This window comes from Allobosea sp. UC22_33, from assembly GCF_042700715.1.
Lineage (GTDB): Bacteria > Pseudomonadota > Alphaproteobacteria > Rhizobiales > Beijerinckiaceae > Allobosea.
Genome location: NZ_CP170556.1, coordinates 3,404,671 through 3,428,623 on the forward strand (window position 1 = coordinate 3,404,671; position 23,953 = coordinate 3,428,623).

At 67.6% G+C, this 23,953-nt stretch carries 23 protein-coding genes and 1 pseudogene; 16 read left to right on the forward strand and 8 right to left on the reverse strand.

What is annotated here, in order from left to right:
- Positions 1–41 precede the first annotated feature (41 nt).
- From ACFJGT_RS16460 to ACFJGT_RS16470, 3 genes are read left to right on the forward strand one after another with little or no spacing between them, the layout of a single operon-like run.
- On the forward strand, positions 42–668 hold the full coding sequence (locus ACFJGT_RS16460; protein WP_377839557.1) for a LysE family translocator: 627 nt from the start codon (positions 42–44) through the stop codon (positions 666–668).
- Between the two features lie 8 nt (positions 669–676).
- On the forward strand, positions 677–1,285 hold the full coding sequence (locus ACFJGT_RS16465; protein ID WP_377839561.1) for a class I SAM-dependent methyltransferase: 609 nt from the start codon (positions 677–679) through the stop codon (positions 1,283–1,285).
- 33 nt (positions 1,286–1,318) lie between these two features.
- Complete coding sequence (locus tag ACFJGT_RS16470) at positions 1,319–2,377, forward strand: MBL fold metallo-hydrolase (RefSeq protein WP_377839565.1); 1,059 nt, start codon at positions 1,319–1,321, stop codon at positions 2,375–2,377.
- 123 nt (positions 2,378–2,500) lie between these two features.
- On the opposite strand, the gene ACFJGT_RS16475 is transcribed toward ACFJGT_RS16470, so the two are convergent.
- Positions 2,501–3,394, reverse strand: coding sequence for a GyrI-like domain-containing protein (locus ACFJGT_RS16475; RefSeq protein ID WP_377839570.1), 894 nt, complete (start codon positions 3,392–3,394; stop codon positions 2,501–2,503).
- A gap of 142 nt (positions 3,395–3,536) precedes the next feature.
- Here ACFJGT_RS16475 and dapF point away from each other — a divergent pair, with 142 nt between their 5' ends.
- Positions 3,537–4,421, forward strand: coding sequence for a diaminopimelate epimerase (dapF, locus tag ACFJGT_RS16480; protein WP_377839574.1), 885 nt, complete (start codon positions 3,537–3,539; stop codon positions 4,419–4,421).
- 12 nt (positions 4,422–4,433) lie between these two features.
- Positions 4,434–5,705, forward strand: coding sequence for a tRNA (N(6)-L-threonylcarbamoyladenosine(37)-C(2))-methylthiotransferase MtaB (gene mtaB, locus ACFJGT_RS16485; RefSeq protein WP_377839579.1), 1,272 nt, complete (start codon positions 4,434–4,436; stop codon positions 5,703–5,705).
- Between the two features lie 128 nt (positions 5,706–5,833).
- Here mtaB and ACFJGT_RS16490 read toward each other — a convergent pair whose 3' ends face one another.
- The 3 genes from ACFJGT_RS16490 to ACFJGT_RS16500 form a co-directional block, all read right to left on the reverse strand.
- A complete protein-coding gene (locus tag ACFJGT_RS16490) occupies positions 5,834–6,943 on the reverse strand; it encodes a sulfite oxidase (RefSeq protein ID WP_377839580.1) in 1,110 nt (369 codons plus the stop codon).
- Positions 6,944–7,200: 257 nt separating this feature from the next.
- Entirely contained in the window at positions 7,201–8,916 is a 1,716-nt protein-coding gene (locus ACFJGT_RS16495; protein WP_377839582.1) for an AMP-binding protein, read from the reverse strand.
- 214 nt (positions 8,917–9,130) lie between these two features.
- Positions 9,131–11,215 carry an elongation factor G gene (locus tag ACFJGT_RS16500; RefSeq protein WP_377839584.1) on the reverse strand — a complete coding sequence of 695 codons (2,085 nt, stop codon included), beginning with the start codon at positions 11,213–11,215 and terminating at the stop codon, positions 9,131–9,133.
- A 442-nt stretch (positions 11,216–11,657) separates the two neighbouring features.
- Here ACFJGT_RS16500 and ACFJGT_RS16505 point away from each other — a divergent pair, with 442 nt between their 5' ends.
- Positions 11,658–11,846 carry a hypothetical protein gene (locus tag ACFJGT_RS16505; RefSeq protein ID WP_377839586.1) on the forward strand — a complete coding sequence of 63 codons (189 nt, stop codon included), beginning with the start codon at positions 11,658–11,660 and terminating at the stop codon, positions 11,844–11,846.
- 196 nt (positions 11,847–12,042) lie between these two features.
- Here ACFJGT_RS16505 and ACFJGT_RS16510 read toward each other — a convergent pair whose 3' ends face one another.
- Complete coding sequence (locus tag ACFJGT_RS16510; RefSeq protein WP_377839590.1) at positions 12,043–12,831, reverse strand: SDR family NAD(P)-dependent oxidoreductase; 789 nt, start codon at positions 12,829–12,831, stop codon at positions 12,043–12,045.
- Between the two features lie 179 nt (positions 12,832–13,010).
- Between ACFJGT_RS16510 and rplS the strand changes: the two genes are divergently transcribed.
- The 10 genes and pseudogenes from rplS to leuD all read left to right on the forward strand — a co-directional run bounded on the left by rplS (position 13,011) and on the right by leuD (position 20,499).
- On the forward strand, positions 13,011–13,406 hold the full coding sequence (gene rplS, locus ACFJGT_RS16515; protein WP_047575147.1) for a 50S ribosomal protein L19: 396 nt from the start codon (positions 13,011–13,013) through the stop codon (positions 13,404–13,406).
- Between the two features lie 178 nt (positions 13,407–13,584).
- Complete coding sequence (locus ACFJGT_RS16520; protein ID WP_377839596.1) at positions 13,585–14,034, forward strand: MarR family winged helix-turn-helix transcriptional regulator; 450 nt, start codon at positions 13,585–13,587, stop codon at positions 14,032–14,034.
- Between the two features lie 59 nt (positions 14,035–14,093).
- On the forward strand, positions 14,094–15,665 hold the full coding sequence (locus ACFJGT_RS16525; RefSeq protein ID WP_377849001.1) for an MFS transporter: 1,572 nt from the start codon (positions 14,094–14,096) through the stop codon (positions 15,663–15,665).
- 15 nt (positions 15,666–15,680) lie between these two features.
- A complete protein-coding gene (locus ACFJGT_RS16530) occupies positions 15,681–16,724 on the forward strand; it encodes an HlyD family secretion protein (protein ID WP_377839598.1) in 1,044 nt (347 codons plus the stop codon).
- A gap of 80 nt (positions 16,725–16,804) precedes the next feature.
- Positions 16,805–16,957, forward strand: coding sequence for a hypothetical protein (locus ACFJGT_RS16535; RefSeq protein WP_377839601.1), 153 nt, complete (start codon positions 16,805–16,807; stop codon positions 16,955–16,957).
- A 109-nt stretch (positions 16,958–17,066) separates the two neighbouring features.
- Positions 17,067–18,484: pseudogene (gene leuC / locus ACFJGT_RS16540) on the forward strand (3-isopropylmalate dehydratase large subunit).
- A gap of 23 nt (positions 18,485–18,507) precedes the next feature.
- Entirely contained in the window at positions 18,508–18,753 is a 246-nt protein-coding gene (locus ACFJGT_RS16545; protein WP_377839604.1) for a hypothetical protein, read from the forward strand.
- Positions 18,753–19,202 carry a metallopeptidase family protein gene (locus tag ACFJGT_RS16550; RefSeq protein WP_377839606.1) on the forward strand — a complete coding sequence of 150 codons (450 nt, stop codon included), beginning with the start codon at positions 18,753–18,755 and terminating at the stop codon, positions 19,200–19,202. Before ACFJGT_RS16545 ends, ACFJGT_RS16550 begins: the two co-directional genes overlap by 1 nt.
- A gap of 3 nt (positions 19,203–19,205) precedes the next feature.
- Positions 19,206–19,838: a LysE family translocator gene (locus ACFJGT_RS16555; RefSeq protein WP_377839610.1), complete on the forward strand. Its 633-nt coding sequence runs from the start codon at positions 19,206–19,208 to the stop codon at positions 19,836–19,838.
- A 58-nt stretch (positions 19,839–19,896) separates the two neighbouring features.
- Positions 19,897–20,499, forward strand: coding sequence for a 3-isopropylmalate dehydratase small subunit (gene leuD, locus ACFJGT_RS16560; RefSeq protein ID WP_377839614.1), 603 nt, complete (start codon positions 19,897–19,899; stop codon positions 20,497–20,499).
- A gap of 149 nt (positions 20,500–20,648) precedes the next feature.
- Here leuD and ACFJGT_RS16565 read toward each other — a convergent pair whose 3' ends face one another.
- The 3 genes from ACFJGT_RS16565 to ACFJGT_RS16575 form a co-directional block, all read right to left on the reverse strand.
- Positions 20,649–21,899 (reverse strand): DUF1501 domain-containing protein, encoded by a 1,251-nt coding sequence (locus ACFJGT_RS16565; protein WP_377839616.1) that lies wholly within the window; start codon positions 21,897–21,899, stop codon positions 20,649–20,651.
- Between the two features lie 5 nt (positions 21,900–21,904).
- Positions 21,905–23,380: a DUF1800 family protein gene (locus tag ACFJGT_RS16570; protein ID WP_377839621.1), complete on the reverse strand. Its 1,476-nt coding sequence runs from the start codon at positions 23,378–23,380 to the stop codon at positions 21,905–21,907.
- Between the two features lie 157 nt (positions 23,381–23,537).
- Positions 23,538–23,933 carry a DUF1801 domain-containing protein gene (locus ACFJGT_RS16575; protein WP_377839623.1) on the reverse strand — a complete coding sequence of 132 codons (396 nt, stop codon included), beginning with the start codon at positions 23,931–23,933 and terminating at the stop codon, positions 23,538–23,540.
- Positions 23,934–23,953 lie beyond the last annotated feature (20 nt).

Sequence of the window (23,953 nt, forward strand, 5' to 3'; positions counted from 1 at the left end):
TTCTGGTGATGGCTCTCGTCTTTAACGGAGCCATCACCACCATGACCTTCGAAGCCTGGATCGCCTTCACCGCCGCCACTGCCGTCCTTCTGGTCATCCCCGGACCGACGATCCTCCTGGTCATCTCCTATGCGCTCGGCCAGGGCTGGCGCACCGCCTTCCCGATCGCGGTCGGCGTCGCGCTCGGCGATTTCACGGCGATGACGCTTTCCATGCTCGGCGTCGGCGCCCTGCTCGCCACCTCCGCCCTGGTCTTCACCGCGCTGAAATGGATCGGCGCGGCTTATCTGGTCTGGCTCGGCATCAAGCTCTTCCGCGCCGGCGGCACGCTCGACGCCAAGCCGCGCGAGGATGCCGCTCCCGGCTGGAAGATGCTCGGCCATGCCTGGCTGGTGACGGCGCTCAATCCGAAGAGCATCACCTTCTTCGTCGCCTTCCTGCCCCAGTTCCTCGACACCAAGGGCGATTTCTGGACGCAGATGCTGATCTTCGAGGTGACCTTCATCACCCTCGCCTTCGCCAATGCCATGGGCTACGCGCTGATCGCCTCCCGCGCCCGCGCGGTGGTCGGCAATCCCCGTGCGATCGGGCTGTTCAACAAGGCCGGCGGCACGCTGCTGATCGGCGCCGGCGTCGCGACCGTCGCCATCCGCTCCGGCAGCAACTGACGCCCGCCATGTCGAGCAAGGACGCCCGGACGCTCGGCTTCTATGCCGAGGAAGCCAGCGCCTATGCCGGCCGCGACCGGCTGGCAGAGCACAGCCGCATCGATCCCTTCGTGGCCGGGCTCAAGCCGGGCGCGCGGATTCTCGAACTCGGCTGCGGCGGCGGGCAGGACAGCGAGGAGATGCTGCGGCGCGGCTTCGACGTCGTGCCGACGGACGGCTCCCCGGAGTTGGCCCAACAGGCCGAGCTGCGGCTCGGCCGTCCGGTCGGCGTCCTGCTCTTCGAAGACCTGGAAGACGTCTCGGCCTATGACGGCGTCTGGGCGCATGCCTGCCTGCTGCATGCGCCGCGCCCGGCCCTGCCCGGCATCATCGACCGAATCCATCGGGCGCTGCGGCCGGGCGGCGTGCTCTATGCCAGCTTCAAGGCCGGCGAGGCCGAGGGACGCGACGGCCTCGGCCGCTATTTCAACTATCTCTCCGCCGCAGAACTGCGCGCGGCCTTCGGTTCGGACAAGCGCTGGCAGTCTCTGACGATCGAGGAAGACACCGGCTCCGGTTACGACCGCCAGCCGACGCGCTGGCTTCACGCCCTGGCGATCAGATCGCCGAAGCCTTGACCAAACGCCGCGGCGGCCTACCTTTTCTGCACCATGACCCGCCGCAAGCTTCTCTCCTTCGTCGGCCTCGGTGCATTGCTGGCTTCGACCGGCGCCGCCTGGGCCGCGATCACCCGCTCGCGCAATCCCTATTACCAGGGACCCGTCAGCGACCATTTCAATGGGCTCGTCTTCAGCGACGGCCGCCCGGTGACCAAGGGACTCGCCGACGTGCTGCGCTGGCAGACCGGCAAGCGCGAGCGCGAGGCCTTCCCGCTCGCCTATCCCGCGCCGCCGCAGGACAAGCCCCCGGCCCGCGTCGAGGGCGCCCGGGTCGTCCATCTCGGCCATGCCTCATTCCTCTATCAGGTGGCTGGCCTCAACCTGCTTATCGACCCGGTCTATTCCGAACGCGCGAGCCCCTTCTCCTTCATCGGCCCCAGGCGCGTGAACGCGCCGGGCGTCGCCTTCGCCGATCTGCCGAAGATCGACGCGGTGCTGGTCACGCATAACCATTACGACCATCTCGACATCGAGACGCTGGCGCTGCTGCACGAGCGAGATCGGCCGCGCATGATCATGCCGCTCGGCAATGACGCGATCGTCCGCGCCCGCATCCCCGATGCCCGCGCCGAGGCGCATGACTGGAACGACCGGCTCACGCTCTCGGACACGGTCGCGGTGACGCTGGTGCCGAGCTATCACTGGTCGGCGCGCGGCGCCTTCGACCGCCGCATGGCGCTTTGGTGCTCCTACATCCTGGAAACGCCGGCCGCGAAGATCTTCCATATCGGCGATACCGGCTACCATGACGGCTCGCTCTATGCCGAGCTCGGCAGCAGGCACGGGCCCTTCGATCTCGCCGTGCTGCCGATCGGCGCCTACGAGCCGCGCTGGTTCATGTCGGACAACCACATGAACCCGGACGAGGCGGTGAAGGTCATGCTGGCGCTGCGCGCGCAGCAGGCGATCGGCCATCACTGGGGCACGTTCCAGCTCACCGACGAGGGCGTCGAGCGCCCGCCCGAAGCGCTGAAGGTGGCGCTCGCCGAAGTCGGCCTGCCGGAAGAGCGCTTCAGGCCGATGCGGCCGGGCTTGAGCTGGAGCGTGTGAGCGAAATCCGCAACCGTCATTCTCGGGCGAAGCTAAGCGCAGACCCGAGAATCTCTTTAAAGCGAGGCGCAGGGAGCCTCGATCGTCATGAGATGCTCGGGTCAGGCCCGAGCATGACGCTCGCTACTTCGGCTGAACGTAGACGTTGATCTCGAGGTTCGGATCGCCGGGGTCCCGGAGGTCGCTGACGTATTCCTCGAGGAAGGCGTCCTTCACGGCGATGCTCTTGGCTTCGAGATAGGCCGTGATCGTCTCGTAAGTGGAATCGATATCATCGTAGGGCGCAACGTGCAGGAAACGCAGCGCCCGCCCCGCCGGTGAGGCGCCAAGCCGGATGCCCGGACCGAAGGCAGGAACCTGCCCCCCGGCCGATGGCGCAACCGGCAACATGGCTTCGAAGCGGAAACCGTCATCCGTCGTCTCGACGAAGAGCGACAGGGGCCGGCCCGCGACCGGCAGGCCCGCCTTCTGCGCTTCCGCGCGCAGGATGTTGAAGCTTTCCGAGAGCTTCTGGAAACCCTGGTCCCAGGTCGCCTGCCCCGACAGCGCGAGAACGGGCTTGGCGACCAGCGCAACCTCGTCGATATCGCTGGAATCCCCGCGCTTGCCGGCGAGCGTCGCATTGGGATCGGGCACGCCGGTCTGCTGCTGGGCGGGTGGCGCGGGCAAGGGCTGTCCCGGAGGCGGCAGGGTCGGCGGCGGCTGCACCGGCTGCGGCTCGGCCGGTCCCGGCAGGGTTGGCGCGGGTTGCACAGGCTGCGGCACCACCGGATTCGGCGGTGGCGGCGCCGGCTGAACCGGCTGCGGCCCCGACTGAGAATCCGGCACGGGCACGGGCGGCGTCTGCGCCGGTGCCGAGGGCATCTGTGCGGGACTGGCGCCGGGCGGTGGTGCGAGAGGTGCGGATTCGACCGCGGGCGGAGGCGCCACGCGCGTCTGTGCGAAGGCCATTCCGTTCGGCAGGCTCGCCAGGAGCGCCAGAATATAGATCAGGGAATACTGCCGAGAATCACGCATCGTCACGGCCTTCGAGTTTCACGCGATTCGCGCCCTTGCGGCGCAACATAGAATGTCCACCTTCTCCTAGGGAACGGGGACGAGGGTGGCTTTTTCACGTCGCCTCCGTCATAGACCCCTTATTCATGGGACGTGTGACCAAATGAACGCTCTGGCCAATCGCCGGTTCCTGAAGATGAACGGGCTCGGCAACCAGATCACGGTGCTGGACCTGCGCGGCAGCAAGCATGTCGTCAGCGAGAACGAGGCCCGCGCCATCGCATCCGAGCCGCGCGCCCGCTTCGACCAGCTCATGGTCCTTCACGATGCGGCGACGCCCGGCACCGACGCCTTCGTGCGCATCTACAACACCGACGGGTCGGAAGCCGGCGCCTGCGGCAACGGCACGCGCTGCGTCGCCTGGGCGATGATCGCCGATCCGCAGATGGGCGATGCCGCCAAGACCCGCCTTACGCTCCAGACCAAGGCCGGGCTGCTGCCGGCGGTGCGCGAGGGCGACACGCTCTTCACCGTCGACATGGGTGCGCCGCGTCTCGCCTGGGACCAGATTCCCCTGGCCGAGCCCTTCGAGGACACCAGCCGCTTCGAGCTCCAGATCGGGCCGATCGACAACCCGATCCTGCACACGCCCTGCGCCGTCAACATGGGCAATCCGCACGCGGTCTTCTTCGTCACCGACCCCTATGCCTACAATCTCGAGCAGATCGGCCCTCTGCTTGAGAACCACCCGATCTTCCCCGATCGCGCCAATATCGAGCTCGCCGCGGTGAAGGCGCCCGATCATATCGTGCTGCGTGTCTGGGAGCGCGGCGCCGGCATCACCCAGGCCTGCGGCTCCGGTGCCTGCGCGGCGCTGGTCGCGGGCGTGCGCCGCGAGCTCACCGCCCGCAAGGCAACCGTCAGCCTGCCCGGCGGCGACCTCGCCATCGAATGGCGCGAGCGCGACGGCCATGTCCTGATGACCGGCCCGGTCGAATTCGAATGGGAAGGCACGCTCGACCCGGCGTTGTTTTCGAGCGCGGCCTGAGGGCCAGACCTTATGACGCTGGAAGTCGTCATCTTCGGCTGCCGCCTCAACATCGTCGAGAGCGAGGCGCTGAGGCTCCAGGCGGAAGCCGCCGGGCTGAAGGAAGTCGCGATCGTCAATTCCTGCGCCGTCACCGCCGAGGCGACCCGGCAGGCGCGCCAGGCCGTGCGCCGCCTCAAGCGCGAGCAGCCGAACCGGCCCGTGATCGTCACCGGTTGCGCCGCGCAGATCGAGCCCGCCCGTTTCGCCGCTATGCCCGAAGTCGACCGCGTCCTCGGCAATGACGAGAAGCTGCGGCGCGAGAACTGGGCTGCGCTCGCACGCTCCAACAGCCTCGGCCATCCCGACACGACTACCACCGACAAGCTCGATGTCGGCGACATCATGGTCCGCACCGCCATGCGCGCGCCGGTCACCGGCCGCTTCGCTGGCCATACGCGCGGTTTCGTCCAGGTCCAGAACGGCTGCGACCATCGCTGCACCTTCTGCGTCATCCCGTTCGGGCGCGGCAATTCGCGCTCGCTCGCCATCGCCGATGTCGTCGCGCAATGCCGTACCCTGCTGGAAGCCGGCGCCCGCGAGATCGTGCTGACCGGCGTCGACCTCACCAGCTATGGCCGCGACCTGCCCGAGGAGCCGACGCTGGGCGCGCTCACCGGAGCGATCCTGTATGCCTTGCCCGATCTGCCGCGCCTGCGCCTCTCCTCGATCGACGCGGTCGAGGTCGACGACAGTTTGCGCGACCTGCTCGCGACCGAGACCCGCCTGATGCCGCATCTGCATCTCTCGCTGCAGGCCGGCGACGATCTCATCCTCAAGCGCATGAAGCGCCGGCATACACGCGACGACGCCATCCGCTTCTGCGCGGAAATACGCGAATTGCGCCCGGACATCGTCTTCGGTGCCGATCTCATCGCCGGCTTTCCGACCGAAGACGAGGCGATGTTCGCCCGCTCACTCGATCTCGTCGAAGCCTGCGGCCTGAGCTTCGTCCACGTCTTCCCCTATTCGGCCCGCCCCGGCACGCCGGCCGCGCGGATGCCGCAGCTTTCGGGAGAGATCGTCTCCGAGCGTGCCGCGCGGCTGCGCGCAGCGGCAAGCGCCGCGCAGGCCCGCCATCTCACGGAACGCATCGGCCGTCCGCTCAGCGTGCTGACCGAACGCGGTAATACCGGCCGCGCCGAGGATTTCACGCTGGTTCGCTTCGCGAGAGACGTCGCGCCGGGCGAGATCGTGCCGGTGACGGGCCACGCCGCCGACGGCAAGGCGCTTCTCGCGGCCTGAGCGCGTCATCTGGAGAGAATAGCCGCCTCGGTCGCCGATGGGAGGAGGAGTGACCGAGGCGGCAGAGCCATGCCCGGAATGGCAGACCCACTTCTTAGACGCAGCAACCCGCCAAAAGGTTCAAAGCGTCACGCGACGACCGAGCCACGCACGCGCTGGACCTGATTGTTGCAGTATCCGCGCGGGTTCCAGACCGGCTCCAACGGTTGAATGCCGCCCTCGGCATCGCGCGCCCGTGCCATGACGACGAACGGTCCGGGCTGTCCGACGACGATCTCCGTCTCGAAGCGCTGCCAGGCGAAGCGCCCCTCACCGGCCTGCAACTCGACATCGCTCCAGCTCTCGCCGCCATCCCCGGAAACTGCGACCGATTCCAGCGGAACGGCGCCACTCCAGGCAAAGCCCGCGACCGTCAATCGCTCGCCCTGCTGCACCACGAAGCCGTCGAGCGGTGCCGTGATCAACGATTTCACCGGCATGTCGGTGATCACAGCGAAATTCGATGGATCGAGCGACTCGCCAGGGCGCACCGGTCGGATCGGCATCCGATAATCCGTCCCGCGCATCTTCTCGCCGTCATGTTCGACAGTGCGCAGGCTGATCCGGTCGAGCCATTTCTGCCAGGCCGAGCCGGGATAGCCCGGCGCGACGATACGCAAGGGCCCGCCATGCAGGCGCGGCAAGGGCTCGCCATTCATGGCGAAGGCGATCAGGGTTTCCGGCGCCACCGCCTTGGCCATCGGCAAGCCGCGCGAGAGCGCCGCCTTCTCCGGCTTGCCGATCTGACGGTCCGGCGCGTAATGCGCGGTATAGATCGCGCTCGGCCTCGGGCCGGCATGCTCCAGCACATCCGCCAGCCTGACCCCGGTCCAGCGCGCGCAGCCGACGGCGCCGAGCCGCCATTGCAGGCCGTCCGTCGCCGGCGAGAAGCACGAGCGGCCATTGCCGGCGCATTCCAGGACGGCGGTGAGGGTGACGGTCTCGAAGCGCTGGCGCAGTCCTTCGACGGTCCAGACGGCCGGGCGCTCGACCTCGCCATCGATCGTCAGCGTCCAGGCGCTGTCGTCGTCGATCTCCGGCAGATGGCCGTTATTGCGGATGAAGAAGGAATCGACCGGCGTGATCGGCTCGCCCAGCAGCGCGAGCGCCGGCTCGGCATTCAGCGCCTCCTCCTCATGGACATGGAGGCCGGGTTTCAAGCGGCGCAGCAGCGGCAGTTCGACGAGGCGGTGGGGCAAGCAGCGATGATCTCCGGCGGCGCGGGGGCGGTCACCCGTCCCTGCGAAAGCCGACAAGAGATGACACGATGCCCGCCCGCCTGTCGACCGTCGCCCCAGCAGATAACTTGCTCCTCCAGCCCTCATCCTGAGGAGCCATTCCCTTGAGAATGGCGTCTCGAAGGATGCTTCAGGAGGCTTCGGAACCATCTGGAGCATCCTTCGAGACGCCGCTAACGCGGCTCCTCAGGATGAGGGCTCCGGAGTTCTTGAGGCAGTCAGCGCTTGGCGACGACCTCCTCGCGCAGCGCCCGGCGCAACACCTTGCCGACATTGGTCTTCGGCAGGCTCTCGCGGAAGAAGATCTGCCTGGGCACCTTGTAGCCGGTCAGGTTCTCCTTGCAGTAGGCCCGCAGCGCATCCGTCGTCAGGGTCGGGTCCTTGCGCACGACGAAGGCGGTGACCGCCTCGCCCGAATGCTCGTCCGGCAGACCGATCACCGCCGATTCCAGCACGCCGGGATGCGAGGCCAGCACGTCCTCCACCTCGTTCGGATAGACGTTGAAGCCGGAGACCAGGACCATGTCCTTCATCCGGTCGACGACCTTGACCTGCCCGTCCGGCAGCATGACGCCGACATCGCCGCTGCGGAAATAACCGTCCGATGTCATCGCCTTGGCGGTCTCGTCCGGGCGGTTCCAGTAGCCGGCCATCACCTGCGGCCCGCGGATGCAGATCTCGCCGGCCTCGCCGAGCGGCATGTCGTTGCCCTCGGCGTCGCGGATCGCGATCTCGGTCGAGGGAATCGGATAGCCGATCGTGCCGCTGAACTCGGTCATGTCGGGCCGGTTGATCGTGGCGATCGGCGAGGTCTCCGACAGGCCGTAGCCCTCGATGATCGGGCGCCCGGTCACCGCCTTCCACTGCTTGGCGACCGCGGCCTGCGTCGCCATGCCGCCGGCCACCGCGAAGCGCATCTCGGAGAAGTCGACTTGCCTGATCTCGGGATGGTTGGCGAGCGCGTTATAAAGCGTGTTGACCCCGGAGAAGAGCGTGAAGCGGCTCGCCTTCAGCGTCTTGATGAAGCCGGGAATGTCGCGGGGATTGGCGATCAGCAGGCTCTTGGCGCCGATGCGCAGCATGAACATGCAGCAGCAGGTCAGCGCGAAGATGTGGTAGAGCGGCAGCGCCGTCACCATGACATGCTGGTAGTCGCTGCGGCCGAGCGGCGGCTCCAGCACCCATTCCAGCCAGAAGCCGGCCTGCTGGACATTGGCGGCGACGTTGCGATGCGTCAGCGTCGCGCCCTTGGCGACGCCCGTCGTCCCGCCGGTATACTGCAGGAAGGCGACGTCCTCCGGCGCGACCGTCACCGGCGCCATCCGGGCGCCGCCCAGCAGAACCTGCTGGAAGGCCACGGAACCCGGCAGGTTGTAGGGTTTCACCACCTTCTTGATGCGGCGCGCGACGAAATTGACGATCTTGCCCTTGAAGCCCATCAGGTCGCCGGCCGTGGCGACGACGATGGCGTCGAGCTTCAGGTTCGGCTTCGCCTCCTCGACGACATGGGCGAAATTCTCGATCACCACGAGCACGCGCGCCCCGGCATCGTTGATCTGATGCGTCAGCTCGCGCGCCGTATAGAGCGGATTGACGTTGACGACGGTGAAGCCGCCGAGCAGCACGCCAAAGATCGCAGCCGGATAGGCCAGGATGTTCGGCATCATCAGGGCGACGCGATCGCCCTTCTTCAAGCCCTTGGCCTGCAGCCAGCCGGCGAAGGCCTCCGCGGCCTGGCGCGTCTCGGCGAAGGTGATGGTCTTGCCGAAGCTCTCGAAGGCCGGACGGTTGGCATAGGTCGAGCAAGCCGAGCCGATCAGGTCGGCAAGCGTCCCGATCTTCGCCTCGTCGAGCTCCGGCGGAACGGCCGGCGGATAATGCGCAAGCCAGGGGCGAGAGGTGTTCCTGGCCTGCGTGGCGCCGGTTGCGGTCATTCTTCCCTCCCTCTCGCCCGGTTGGCCGCTCTGGAAAGCGGGTTCCGGTGCATTTTCATGATCGTACAGTGCGGAACAGCGGCTCGCAGCGCAAGCGCCAGCCGCCGTCAACCGTAGAATGTTCACATCTAAACAGTTGGCGCAGCACGAAATCAAGCCCGAACCGGGAGCCGAATGACGGCTCCCGGCGGGGAAGGGAGGCTTGCAGGATGGCTCAGCGCGCCTGCGCGAGGGCAAGCGCCTGGGCGGATACCACGGCCTCGGCCGGCTTGCCGGCAAGTTCCGCCAGATGGTCGAAGCGCGCGCTGAACGAACCGACGCCCGATGTGGCCGAGCGCAATTCGACGATCAGCCCGGTCATCTCGGCTTCCGGTACCAGCGCCTTGATCTGGTCCCAGCCGCGCCAGCCGGGGCGGGTGTCGTAGCCGAGAATCTGCCCGCGCCGGGCTGAGATCAGGGCCGAGGCTCGCGACATCGCCTCGGAGGGGATGACCACATCGACGGAGAGGATCGGTTCGAGCAGCACCGGCTTCGCCTGCGGCATCGCCTCACTCATCGCCAGCCGCGCCGCCTGCCGGAACGCCATGTCCGAGGAATCGACGGTGTGATAGGAGCCGTCCGTCAGCGCCACCGCCACGTCGACGATCGGGAAGCCGAGCGGCCCCTTCTCGCAGAAGTCGCGCATGCCGGCCTCGACCGAGCCGATATACTGGCGCGGCACGACGCCGCCCGTGATCTTGTCGATGAACTGGATGCCCTCCCCGCGCCCCAGCGGCCCGACCTCGATCACCACGTCGCCATACTGGCCGTGCCCGCCGCTCTGTTTGCGATGCCGGCCGCGGGCCCCGGCCTGTCCGCGGATCGTCTCGCGATAGCCGACCTGCGGCGTCCTGTTCGTCACCGTCACGCCGTAGCGGCCGGCGAGCTTCTCGAGCGCGACGCGCAGATGCATCTCGCCCTGGCCGGACAGACGGGTCTCGCCGAGCTCCGGCACCTGCGTCACCGCAAGCGCCGTATCCTCCTCGGTCAGGCGCTGCAGCGCCGCCGCCAGCCTGACATCGTCCTTGCGGTCCTTCACCGCGATGGCGAAGGCGTGAACAGCCTCGGGCGGCGCGACCGCGCTGACCACGCTCGCCCGCATCTTGCCGAGCATGAAGGCTTCGCCCGTCGCGATGCCGTCGAGCTTGGCGAAGCCGGCGACCTCACCTTCCTCCGCCGCCGGCTTGCGGCTCTGCTCTGCCCCCTTCAGCGTCAGTACCCCGGCGATACGGGCTTCGGTACCGCTGGACGAGGTCACGACATCGCCCTCTGCCAGCCGCCCGCGCATCACCCGGGCCAGCGAGACCTTGCCGCCCTGGCTCGAATGCCAGGTCTTCATCACCTGGGCGAGCGGCGGGCCTTCGGGGAGAATGCCGGCCCGTCCACGCGTCTCCGCGAGGCCGGGCGCCTCGTGCCGGAGCGCCTTGAGCAGACGGGTCACGCCGTTACCGCGCTCGGCGGCGCCGATCAGCACCGGCACGACATGGCGATGCTGCAACTCGCGGGCGAGATCGTCGAAGACGCGGTCGCGCGGCGGCTCCATGTCGCCCAGCAGCTCCTCCATCAGCTCGTCGTCGTAATCGGCGAGCCGCTCCAGCATCGAGAAGCGTGCTTCCTTCTCGCGGCCGGTCTCGTCGACCGCCAGCGGGACGATCTCGCTCGGCGCATGCTCGCGGTAGATGAAGGCCCGTTCCAGGGCGAGGTCGATGAAACCGACCGCGATGCCCTTCTGCCAGATCGGGATCTGGCGCAGCAACAGCGGCGTCCGCGACGCCCGCTGCAGGATGCCGAGCGTCTCGCGCACCCGGCGCGAGGCCGTGTCGATCTTGTTGAGGAACAGGAAGCGCGGGATATCCGCCTCCTCCAGCTCGCGCAGGACGAGCTCCAGTGCCGGCGCCTTGCGGTCATCCGCCTCGCAGACGACGACAGCGGCATCCACCGCCGGCAGCACATGGCGCATCTCGTGCAGGAACTCGACCGAGCCGGGGCAGTCGATGAAATGGAAGGTATCGCCGAGGAAATCGACGGTCGCGACCGTCGGCTCGGTGCTCATCTGGTGGGCACGGGCTTCCGGCGCCGCGTCGCCCACCGTGTTGCCGCCCTTGACCGTACCGGTGCGGGAGAGCGCCCCGCATCGCATCAGGATGCTCTCAAGCAGCGTGGTCTTGCCGCTCTGGAAGGGGCCGACGATCGCGATGCATCGCGGCCCCGCGCGTCGGGTGCCGTTTGCGGAGACTCCGTTCTGGGCCGATGCGGGCATGGCTTCCTCCTTCGGGGCTGGCCGCGATGGAGGAGAGGTTCGAGCGGCCCCGGCTCCGGCGCGGTGGAAGCCGGCGGGAACAGCGAATGCGCTCACGCCGGATGGGCGGCGGTCGCTCGGGCCCGACAGGGTCGGGCGGCCGTCGGAGAGGCAGTTGGGCGGAGGTTCGCGCCGATCCGCGGCGGACGCAAGCGCTTTGTCGGCGTAGGCGGAACAGCGGCGCGAAACCGGCCCTACCATTGCCGCCGGCAGCGTTGCCGGTACGGCTATCCCGCCGCCGGAAGCTGTGGTTTCATCGGGTTTCCGCCTGGCTGCCGCGCACGAGAAGCAAGGCCGGCCCGTTCACGCTCCCTGCCTCTCCAAAGCCGGGGAACTTGGAGGATCGCCGGACATTCTATGGGCGGGCCGCCGCTGCGGCCGAGATGGAGCATGGAGACAGCCGATGTCCGAGAATGCCTCGCAGATGGAGCTGGACGAACGCATCGCCCTCCTCAGGCGCAATATTTCCGAACTGATGGAGCAGGCGACGGGAGCCTCCGGCGCCGCGGTCGAAGAGGCGCTCGCGAACCGGCTGAACGAGCAGCAGGATATGCTCAACGAACTGCTGAAAAAGCGCGAGGCTATGGGTTAGCGACCACCTTCCAGGAACGGTTGCCCTAGACAGAACCGCACCGTCATTCCGGGGCTTCGCGTCAGCGAAGAGCCCGGAACCCAGAACCGATACCGCTTCCGGAAAAGCGCGGTTAGGTCTCCGCTTCGGTTCAAAACGGCATTGGCTCTGGATTCCGGGCTCAGGCCTGCGGCCTGCCCCGGAATGACGGCGGCGTTTAAAGATTGCGCCGCTCGCCGCGCAGCGTGGCGAGCCCGATGCCAGCCGCGTCGAAACCGCCATCGACGGCCAGGACCTGCCCGGTGATGTAGGTCGACCGGTCCGAGCAGAGGAAGAAAATCGCCTCGGCCAGTTCTTCCTCCAGCCCGTAGCGGCCAAGCGGGACCGCATCGCGATAATCCGCCCGGATCTCCGGGCTGTGCACCGCCTTGGCCATCGCCGTCTCGACCGGCCCCGGCGCGACCGCGTTGACGCGGATGCCGAGCCCTGCGAGCTCGACCGCCTGCTGTTTGGTGAGATGGGCGAGCGCGGCTTTCGAGGTGCCGTAGGCGACGCGCAGCGTCGAGGCGCGCAGGCCCGAGATCGAGGTGATGTTGACGACGGCGCCGCCGCCATTGTCGGCCATCGCCCGGGCGGCGAGCTGCGTCGCCAGGAACGGGCCGGTGAGATTCACCGCCATCACCCGTTGCCATTCGTCATGGGTGGTCTCCAGCAGCGGCTTGAACACGGCCGTGCCTGCATTGTTGACGAGGGCATCGAGCCGCCCGAAGCGCTTGGCCATGCCGGCGAAGGCCGATTCGAGCTGCCCCGGCATCGCCACGTCGCAGGTCAGCACCAGCACCCGCTCGGGTGTGGCGATCTCGGCCGCCGCGCGCTGGAGCCCTGCCCCGTCGATGTCGAGCAGGCCGACCTGCCAGCCTTCGGCGAGGAAGCGCTTGGCGGTGGCGAGGCCGATGCCGCGCGCGGCGCCGGTCACGAGGGCGGTCTTGATAACGGGGTCGGTCATGGCATCTCGTCCGGTGGCATGTCGCTTCCGTACAGGCTATGCATGCCGGCAGCGTGGCCAACAAGCCGGGTTTGCCGCTCGACAAACGCCACCAGCTCCTGTATGGCCCCGCACTCAACTGAAAACAGCGCGCCGTAACGCCCGCGTGAACACACGCGACAACGGCCATGGAGAGAACCATGAACATCATCGAACAGCTCGACGCCGAGCAGATTGCCAAGCTGAGCGAAGGCAAGGCCATTCCCGCCTTCCAGCCCGGCGACACCGTGCAGGTCAACGTCAAGGTCAAGGAAGGCGAGCGTAGCCGCGTCCAGGCCTATGAAGGCGTCGTGATCGCCCGCAACGGCGGCGGCCTCAACCAGAGCTTCACCGTCCGCAAGATTTCCTATGGCGAGGGCGTCGAGCGCGTCTTCCCGCTGTTCTCGCCGAACCTCGACTCGATCAAGGTCATCCGCAAGGGCAAGGTGCGTCGCGCCAAGCTGTATTACCTGCGTGATCGTCGCGGCAAGTCGGCCCGCATCGCCGAGCGCGTCGATGCCAAGCCCGCCAAGGGCCAGAAGGGCGCCGGCAAGTAAGCCGAACGCCTCAGCGCAAGAGATCAGAACGCGGTCCTTCGGGGCCGCGTTTTTTTGTTGCTCATGGCCAGCCGCAGCCATTCATAAAACGCATATCGAAATAACGATATTTGCCTTGCCATGCATCTGACGCGCATATAAGCATGACAATCATTAGCATACTATCTATGTTGACACGATGGATCTTCCCCAGCTTCAGGCCGCGTTCACCGGCGAGCTTGCCGCCGTCAACCGCAAGCTGAAAGCGCTCGTCGATGACCGGGCCCGCAACATGGGCCTGACGCTGTCGCGGGCTCGCCTGCTGATGGAACTCGCCAAGGCAGACGGTCCGATCCAGTCCGATCTCGCCGGCCTGCTCGACATCGAGCAGCCAACGCTGGTCCGGCTCCTCGACGGGCTGGAGCGCAACGGCATGATCGAGCGCCGTGCCGTCGAAGGCGACCGGCGCGCGCGCCGCGTCTTCCTGACCGAGGCGGCCCGCGCTCAGGCTCAGGATATTCTGGATTTTCTGGCCGAGCTGCGCGCCGGCATCCTGCAGGGCATTACGCCCGAGGAGCTGGAAGCGGCACTTGACGTCCTGCGCCGCACCTCGCGCAATATCGCGGCAGGCCGGAGCGCCACCCCGTGAGCACGTCGGAAACCTCCGCCACGCCTGTGGCACCGCCGCCGGCCCCAACCGGGCTGACGATGCCGCCTGCCCGTGCGCTGGCCTACATGCTGGCTTCGGTCACGCTCGCGATGACCCAGCAGATCGGCGCAAATCTGGTCAACACCAACGTCTACCAGATCCAGGGCGAACTCGGCGCCACGCTCGCCGAGACCAACTGGCTGATCGCCGCCTATATGGCGCCGAACGTCTCGCTCTCGATCGCCCTGATCAAGATCCGGATGCAGTACGGCCTGCGCAACTTCGCCGAGATGAGTCTCGCCGGCTTCGTGCTCGCCGCCTTCCTGAACCTCACCTTCGTCCACGACCTGCCCTCGGCCGTGATCGTGCGCTTCATGAGCGGCATGGCGGCGGCGCCGATGTCCTCGCTCGCCTTCTTCTACATGATCGAGCCGCTGCCGCCGCAGAAGAAGCTCACCGTCGGCCTGTCGCTGGCACTGACCAACACAACGCTCGGCATCCCCGTGACGCGCCTGATCTCGCCCTGGCTGCTCGATCTCGGCGGCTTCCATGGCCTGACCCTGTTCGAGATGGGCCTCGCCATGGTCGCCTTCGGCTTCGTCTTCGCCTTGCCGCTGACCACGCCGCCGCGCGTCAAATGCATCGGCCCGCGCGATATCGCCAGCTACATCCTGATTGCGATCGGCTTCGGCGCGATCGCGGTCGCGCTCAGCCTCGGCCGGATCTACTGGTGGTTCGAGGCGCCCTGGCTGGGCTGGCTCTTCGCCGCCGCCGTCCTCTGCCTGACGCTGGCCGTGATCATCGAGTTGCACCGCGACAGCCCGCTCATCGATATCCGCTGGCTGACCAGCCCGACGACGCTGCACTTCGCCGGCGCGCTGCTGCTGATGCGCGTCGTGCTCGCGGAGCAGACCGTCGGCGCCTCCAATTTCTTCCAGGCGCTCGGCATCCAGAACGAGCAGACCCTGTCGCTCTACGGCGTGATCCTCTGCGCGATCCTGGCCGGCGGCGTCACCTGCGCGCTGCTGCTGCGGCCCGGCCGCGAGAACTGGTTCTACGGCACGGCGCTCGCCTGCGTCGCGCTCGGCGCCTGGCTCGACAGTGGCGCCACCAGCCAGACCCGGCCACACGACATCTGGTTCAGCCAGGCGCTGGTCGCCTATGGTTCCGGGCTCTTCCTGCCGGCTGCGATGGCGCAAGGCATGGGCGGCGCGATCGCCCGCGGCCCCATCTACATCCTCAGCTTCATCACCGTCTTCCTGTTCACGCAGAGCATCGGCGGCCTGCTCGGCTCGGCCGTCTTCGGCAGTTTCATCACGCTGCGCACCACGTTCCACTTCAACGTGCTGGCCGAGCATTTCGTCCTGTCCGACCCGTTCTTCGCCCAGCGCGTCAACCAGTTTGGCGGCATCTATAGCCATGTCCTGACCGACCCCACGCTGCTGCGGGCGGAAGGCGTGACGCTGCTCACGCAGCGGGCCTCTCAGGAGGCCATCGTCCTCGCCTATAACGACGCCTTCATGCTTATCTCGGCCATCGCCGGCCTCGCGCTGCTCGGCCTCCTCGCCCACCTCGCTTATCTGCAACTGCGCAAGCGGGCCGCCTCTCCCACCGCTCAACCAGCTTCCTGACCGTCCAGCCCCGCCATGACCCGCATCCTCCGCTCCGTCTCGACCTATGTCGCGCTCGCCATCGGCCTCATCGGCCTCGCGGTGATCCTCTACGCCTGGCGGCTGCCGCCCTTCGCCAGCGCCGTCGAGGTGACCGAGAACGCCTATGTCCGCGGTCAGGTCACCGTGATCGCGCCGCAGCTCGCCGGCTATGTCGCGGACGTTCCGGTGCAGGATTTCGCCGCCGTGAAGCGCGGCGACCTACTCCTGCGCATCGATGACCGCATCTTCGCCCAGAAGCTGGAGCAGGCGCGCGCCGGCCTCGCCGCCCAGCGCGCCGCACTCGCCAACTCCGACCAGTCGCGCGCAGCCGCCGAAGCGCGCCTGCGCGCCGCCGTCGCCAATGTCGCCAGCGCCGAGGCGGCGCTCCGCACCGCCGAGGCGAACTGGGGCCGCATCGAGCCGCTGCGCGAGCGCGGCGTCGTCAGCCAGACCTCGACCGACCAGAGCCAGCAGGCGCTCGACCAGGCGCGCGCCGCGATCACCGCGACCAATGCCGCCGTCGATGTCGCCCGCCAGGACGTCCAGACCGCGATCGTCAACCGCCAGTCGCTGGTCGCCGCCGTGGAAGGCGCGGAGGCCGCGGTCCATCTCGCCGAGATCGACCTGAGCAACACCCGCATCACCGCCCCGCAGGACGGCCGGCTGGGCGAGGTCCAGGCCCGGCTCGGCCAATATGTCTCGGCCGGCACGCAATTGATGGCGCTGGTGCCGAACCAGGTCTGGGTCATCGCCAATTTCAAGGAGACGCAGCTTGCCGGCATGCGCACCGGCCAGCCGGTGAGCTTCACCGTCGATGCGCTGCGCCATGCCCGCCTGACCGGGACGATCGAGCGCTTCTCGCCGGCGGCCGGCTCCGAATTCAGCGTCATCCGGCCCGACAACGCCACCGGCAACTTCATCAAGATCGCGCAGCGCGTGCCGGTGCGCATCGCCGTCGACCCCGGCCAGCCCCTCGCCGAGCGGCTGGCGCCCGGCATGTCCGTGGTCGTCAGCGTCGATACCTCTGCGTCACGCTGATGGCGCGGCTGCAACGGCATCGGATTGTCCGTCTTGATTGGAACTGCTAAACAGTAGCCATGTCGCCGTGTGAGCATCCTATGCAGCGCTTCTGCGCCGTCCAGGGAGAGGGCCATCTGCCCCCCCTGCCGACGACGCAGGACTTTGTCGCGCTGCATGACCATGCCCGGCTGCCCTGGCGCTTTTTCGGCCGCTTTACCGCCTCCATTGCCGCAGGCCTTACCGGCGCCTGAGACCGGCCGCTTCCGCGCGGCCGGCGACAGGCGAACCGTTTTGCGTGCCGGCCCAAAGCGAGCCGGTGCATCATCTCCCAAACAGATTTCAGAAAACCGAGACCAAGCCATGACTGCGACCAAGGGCCCCCAGACGCTCTACGACAAGATCTTCGACGACCATGTCGTCGACCGGCAGGATGACGGCACCTGCCTGCTCTATATCGACCGCCACCTCGTCCATGAGGTGACGAGCCGCAGGCCTTCGAGGGCCTGCGCATGACCGGCCGCAAGGTCCGCGCGCCCGAGAAAACGCTCGCCGTCGTCGACCACAACATCCCGACGACCGACCGCACCAAGGGCATCGCCGAAGAGGAAAGCCGCATCCAGGTCGAGGCGCTCGCCAGGAACGCCCGCGACTTCGGCGTCGAGTATTTCAACGAGCTCGACAAGCGCCAGGGCATCGTCCACATCGTCGGCCCCGAGCAGGGCTTCACTCTGCCCGGCACCACGATCGTCTGCGGCGACAGCCACACCTCGACGCATGGCGCCTTCGGTGCGCTGGCCCACGGCATCGGCACCTCGGAGGTCGAGCATGTGCTCGCCACCCAGACGCTGATCCAGAAGAAGGCGATGAACATGCTCGTCCAGGTGGACGGCACGCCTGCGCCCGGCGTCGGCGCCAAGGACATCACGCTCGCCATCATCGGCGAGATCGGCACCGCCGGCGGCACCGGCTCGGTGATCGAATATGCCGGGGAGGCCATCCGCGGCCTGACCATGGAAGGCCGCATGACGGTCTGCAACATGTCGATCGAGGGCGGCGCCCGCGCTGGCATGGTCGCGCCGGACGAGAAGGCTTTCAGCTACCTCAAGGGCCGCCCGAAGGCGCCGCAAGGCGACGCCTGGGATGCCGCCGTGCGCTACTGGGAAACGCTGCGCACCGACGAGGGCGCGCATTTCGATCGCGTCGTCCGTCTCGACGCCGGCAACCTGCCGCCGATCGTCTCCTGGGGCACCTCGCCTGAGGACGTCATCTCGGTCACCGGCGCGGTTCCGGACCCGGAGCTGATCGCGGACGAGGTCAAGCGCGCCTCGAAGAAGCGTGCGCTCGAGTACATGGGCCTGACCGCCGGCACAAAGATCACCGACATCCCGCTCGACGTGATCTGGATCGGCTCCTGCACCAATGGCCGCATCGAGGACCTGCGCACCGTCGCGAAGATCGTCGAGGGCAAGAAGCTCCATGAGAGCCTCGACTACGGCATGATCGTTCCCGGCTCCGGCCTGGTGAAGGAACAGGCCGAGGCCGAGGGTCTCGACAAGATCTTCATCGCCGCCGGCTTCGAATGGCGCGAGCCCGGCTGCTCGATGTGCCTGGGCATGAACCCGGACCAGCTCAAGCCCGGCCAGCGCGCAGCCTCGACCTCGAACCGCAATTTCGAGGGTCGCCAGGGCTATCGCGGCCGCACGCATCTCGTCTCGCCGGCGATGGCGGCGGCGGCGGCCCTCACCGGCCGCTTCATCGACGTCCGTACGCTGGGCTGACGCAAGCAGGCGGGGAGCTCACCATGTCGAACGATCCCCGCGAAGCCGGCCGCGCCGCCGAATCCAAGGCGGCGCTGGACCGGGTCAAGCGCGACAGCGAAAGCCTGCTCGGCTCCTCGATGGGCCGGGCGGCCGATCATTTCTCGGGCGCCGACGCGCCCGAGGGCGACAAGGTCGAGCTCTGGGGCCGGCGTATCGGCCGTTCCCTCTCGCTCCTCGGCGTCATCGTGCTGGCCTGGTGGCTCGGCCACCAACTGAAATTCTGGTGATGGGCAAGGGCGTGGACGCCAGGGTCGCGAAAACAACCGAGATCGACTGGGACGGCGTCAAGGCGCCGTCGCGGGATGCGTTCGAGGTCTTGGCGCAAGCCGCCTTCGACCGCCTGCCGGAGGAATTCCGCGCGCTCTGCTCGGACGTGATCTTCAACGTCACCGAGTTTCCCGAGGACGACGTGCTGAAGGAGCTGGAGGCGGAGAGCCCGTTCGACCTGCTCGGCCTGTTCAGCGGCGTCGGCCTGCCGCAGCAGGGCTATGCGCCGCAGACCGGCCAGATGCCCAACACCATCCATCTCTACCGCCGCCCGATCCTCGATTACTGGGCGGAACATGACGAGAGCCTCGGCGCGATCGTCAGCCATGTCATGATCCACGAGATCGGCCACCATTTCGGCTTCTCCGACGATGACATGGAAGCCATCGAAGCCGCGGCGGAGCGCTAGGCCATGCTGGACGAACTGATCCGTAATCTGCCCGGCCTGATGCTCGTCTACTCGGCCTTCTTCCTGGCGGTCGCAAGCCCCGGTCCGAGCAATCTCCAGATCATGGCGACCTCGATGGAGCGCGGACGCAGCGCCGGCTCCACCCTGGCGCTCGGCGTCACCGCGGGCTCCCTGACATGGGGCATCCTGGCTGCGATCGGCGTCACCGGCATCATCGTGGCCCATCCGGGTGCGCTCTACGCCATCAAGATCGTCGGCGGCCTCTACCTGCTCTTCCTCGCCTGGCGTTCCGCGCGCTCGGCGATGCGGGCCGAGATGCCGCCGGTCAAGGCTGCCGCCTCCGGTCGCCGCACCTTCCTGCGCGGCTACCTCATGCACATCACCAACCCCAAGGCGATCCTGAGCTGGACGGCGATCATCGCGCTCGCCCTGCGGCCCGACACCCCGCCGGTCGTGCTCTACGCCATCATCGGCGGCTGCATGCTGATCTCGCTCGCGATCAACCAGTTCTATGCCGTGCTGTTCTCGACGGCATCGATGATCGCGGGCTACCGCCGCATTCGCCGCAAGGCCGAGGCCTGCCTCGCCGCCTTCTTCACCTTCGCCAGCTTCAAGCTGCTGACCTCGCAGCTCTGAGACACTTCACCGCCATATCAGCAAGAACATCGCCAAAAGGCCCATCGGAGCTTCCGCCATGCAGCCCTTCACCACCCTGACCTCAACGCCCGCCCCCATGAAGGTGGTCAATGTCGATACCGACATGATCATCCCCAAGCAGTACCTGAAGACGATCAAGCGCACCGGCCTCGGCACCGCGCTGTTCTCGGAGATGCGCTACAAGGACGACGGCTCGGAGAACCCCGATTTCGTGCTGAACCAGCCGGCCTACCGCAAGGCCGAGATCCTTGTCGCCGGCGATAATTTCGGCTGCGGCTCGTCGCGCGAGCATGCGCCCTGGGCGCTGCTCGATTTCGGCATCCGCTGCGTGATCTCCACCAGCTTCGCCGACATCTTCTACAATAACTGCTTCAAGAACGGCATCCTGCCGATCAAGGTCACGCCCCAGCAGCTCGACATGCTGTTCGACGACGCCGAGCGCGGCTCCAACGCGACGCTGACGATCGACCTCGCGAGCCAGACGATCAAGGGCCCCGACGGCGGCGAGATCACCTTCGAGATCGACCCGTTCCGCAAGCACTGCCTGCTCAACGGCCTCGACGATATCGGCCTGACCATGGAGAAGGGCACGAAGATCGACGCCTATGAGGAAAAGCTGAAGCAGCGCGCCTGGGCCTGAGCTTTCCTTCTCCCCTCGGCGGAGAATGTGGCAGCACAAAGTGCTGACGGATAAGGGAAGAGGCGCTAAGCGCCCTCTTCCTATAATCCGGCCGTTCTGCCCTCATCCGTCTGCTACGCAGACACCTTCTCCCCCGAGGGGAGAAGGATTCACACCACAAGCCCCTGCACGGGCTTGAGATCCCCTGTCTCCGGAAACACCTTCTCCGCCAGAACGGGACCGGACAACCCGAAGAGCTCCGAGACCACGCCCTTGGCGACCGCCCGGATATCCGTCGTCGGCTTCAGGTCGCGGCTCTGGTAGAGCTGCTCGGACTTCAGGCCCGGCCAGTCGGCGACGACGCGCCCGCCCTTCACCCCACCGCCGACGAGGAAGGCGACCGTGCCGGTGCCATGGTCGGTCCCGGTCGTACCGTTGACGGCCGCGGTGCGCCCGAACTCGGTCGCGACCATCACCACCGTATCCTTCCAGACCGGCCCGAGCCCTTGCTCGAAGGCGGCGAAGGCACCGTCGAGCCCGCCGAGCAGATTGGCCAGCCTGCCCTTGGCACCGCCCTCGTTCGCATGGGTATCCCAACCCTCGAAAGCGAGCGCCGCGATGCGCGGCCCGTCATCGGCGCCGACCAGCGCCGCGGCTCCTTCCGCGATGCGCCGCATGCCCTCGGCTGAATCCGGCCCACCGCCGCCCTTCTGCTCGCCGGCCATGCCGCGCCTTTGCGCCAGCCCTTCGGTCTCGATCGCCTGCGCCAACGCTCGCGCCAATCCGGGATCGCGCTGGCCGTAGAGATCGGCGAGCCGCATCGTCAGGTCGCTGCCGGCGCGTGCCATGCGCGGCGGCGCCCAGCCCAGCACCGGCGCATCGCCCCGCACCACCAGCGGCGGCACGACGCCGACGCCGAGCACGCCCTTGCGCGAGATGCCTTCGCCGGCCGGCAGGTTGGCAATCAGTCGGTTGAGCCAGCCGCTCTGGGTCGCGCCCGCCCCGGGCTGGCCGCTTTCCAGCACGTCCTGGCCGTCGAAATGCGAGCGCTCGCGATAGCCGGTCGCCGCGGCATGGACGACCGTCGCCTGCCCCTGCTTGTAGAGCCGCGCGAGGTTGGGCATCGCCGGATGCAGGTAGAAGAAGCCATCGAGCGGCAACGCCGCCTCCGGCCCGTCCTTGGCGAGCGCGATGCCTTCGCGCAGGCCGGCATAATCGGGATCGCCGATCGGCGGCACGGCCGAGAGCCCATCGAGCGCGCCGCGCAGGATGACCAGCAGGAAGCGCGGATCGCGCGAGCCTGCCGCCGCATAGGCGAATTTCGGCACGAAGGACCAGGCGAAGAGAGCGCCGGCCGCACCAAGGATGGCGCGGCGTGACGGCGTCATCCGTTCGCAATCGTCGTCGTCGTGATCGACCATCGGCGTCACCTCCGCTGGAATTCGGGCGACATCAGCAGCAGCGCGATCGCCTGCGGCTTGCTCTCGGCCCGCGCCACCGCCTGCTTCGTCTCGGGCGAGAGCAGCGGCCCAAGGACATCCTCGGTCAGCACGCGGGGATCGGCGACCGAGCCGGCCGCCTGCCGCCCCCATCCGGCGGCAACATCGACACGCGTCTTGAGGCCCTCGGCCGATGCCCAAGCGGCATTGTCGTCGGCATAGCCATTGGGGCCGGAGGGCTGCCAGAACGGCTGCCCCATCACGCCGACCGGGCCGATGATCTGGCCGAAATCGGGCTTGCGGCCGAGCGCGCGGTAGGACGCGAGCAGGAACTCCTGCGGCGAGCGGATTTTGCTGGTCGGCGCCCGCCAGGCGGCATCGTCCTCGATCAGGGCACGGTAGACGCTCGGCAGGTCGCCGCCGCTCTGCCGGAATGTCAGGGCCAGCTTCTCGACCAATGCGCGCGGTGGCGCATCGGCGACGAAATGGCGGACGAGCTTGGTCGCGATGAATTGCGCCGTTGCCGGATGGCGCGCGAGGTCGGTCAGCGCGGCGATGCCTTGCGCCTTGCCCGGCTGGTCATAGCGGCGCCCGAGCAAGGGCGTCACGCCCGGCTCGTGCAGGCCGGCATTGAAGGCGAAGGAGCCGGGAAAGCCGAGCACGCCCTCGCGCCCCACCACGGTCCAGCCCGTGATGATCCGGGCGAGATTGGTCACGTCGGCCTGGGCATAGCCGCCGGAGACGCCGAGCGTGTGCAGCTCCATGATCTCGCGGGCGAGGTTTTCATTGAGGCCGCGGCCGCGACGGCGCCCCGCCGGCGAGTTCGGCCCGACCGACTGGCGATTGTCGAGAAAGTCGAGCATCGCCGGATGGCTTTCCGCCGCGATCAGCATGTCCTCGAAGCGGCCGAAGACATGCGGGCGGATCGCCTCGCGCTCATAGGCGCCGGCCATGATCCGGCACATGTTGCTCTTGGTCGCACCGATGCAGAAATGGTTCGACCAGAACATCACCAATCGTTCGCCAAAGCCGGTCTCGGCCGCGAGCGCGAGGTCGACGCGCGCCTTCACCTCGTCGCGATAGGTCCGGTAGGGCAAAGCCGGCTCGTTCGCAGGCTTCGACGCGGGAGCCATCTGGTTCTGCGATCCAGCGGGCGGGCCTTGCGGCGCGGCGCTCGCGGCCTCCATGCCCTGCTGTGCGCCTGGAATCGATGGCGCGACGGCAACGCGGCGCGCCTCGCGCTCCCGCTTCTCCTGATCCTCGAAATCATAGAGCGCCTTGCCGACCTCGGCCGCACCGGAAAAGGCCACGCCCTGCGGCTGCGCGACGCTCCCCGCCGCGATCTCGGCCAGCAGCTTCTCGCGGATTTGCGCCCGCGCCGCTTCGCCCTGCCCTGGCTTCGGCCCCAGGCCGAACCGCTGCAGTGCAATCGCCCCCGCCTTCAGCTCGCCCGTTTCCGCCATCCGCGAGGCCTCCGCTGGTCGTCCTGCGAGGATCGATAGGGACTATGGCGAAAAGCCGGCGGCTTTCATGACAAATCGGCAATGTTCGCCGGATCGCAGATCGAATCTGAAGCGAATTCAAGCATTTTGCTCGAATCCTAGCCAATCCGGTGAGGGCTCAGCGGGCTGTCTTGCGAGACATGTTGAGGGCGACGGCCTCACCGATGAGAGCCTTGAAGGCGCTCTCGTCGATCATCTCGCCCTCGCGGATATCGATGGCGCGGCGGGCATTGCCCTCAAGACTGGAATTGAACAGGCCGGCGGGATCGACCAGCGAAGCGCCCTTCATGAAGGTCTTGACCACGCTCTTGTAGGTCTCGCCGGTGCAGATGATGCCGCCATGCGACCAGACCGGCACGCCGCGCCACTTCACCTCCTCGACCACGTCGGGATCGGCCTCGCGGATCAGCGCGCGCATCCGTGCCAGCGTTGCGCCGCGCCAGTCCATGAGCGACCCGATCTTCGCGTCGATGAGCTCGGAAGCGGCCTGGTCCTGAACCTCGTCCTTCGCCATGACCGTTCCCTCACTCCAGC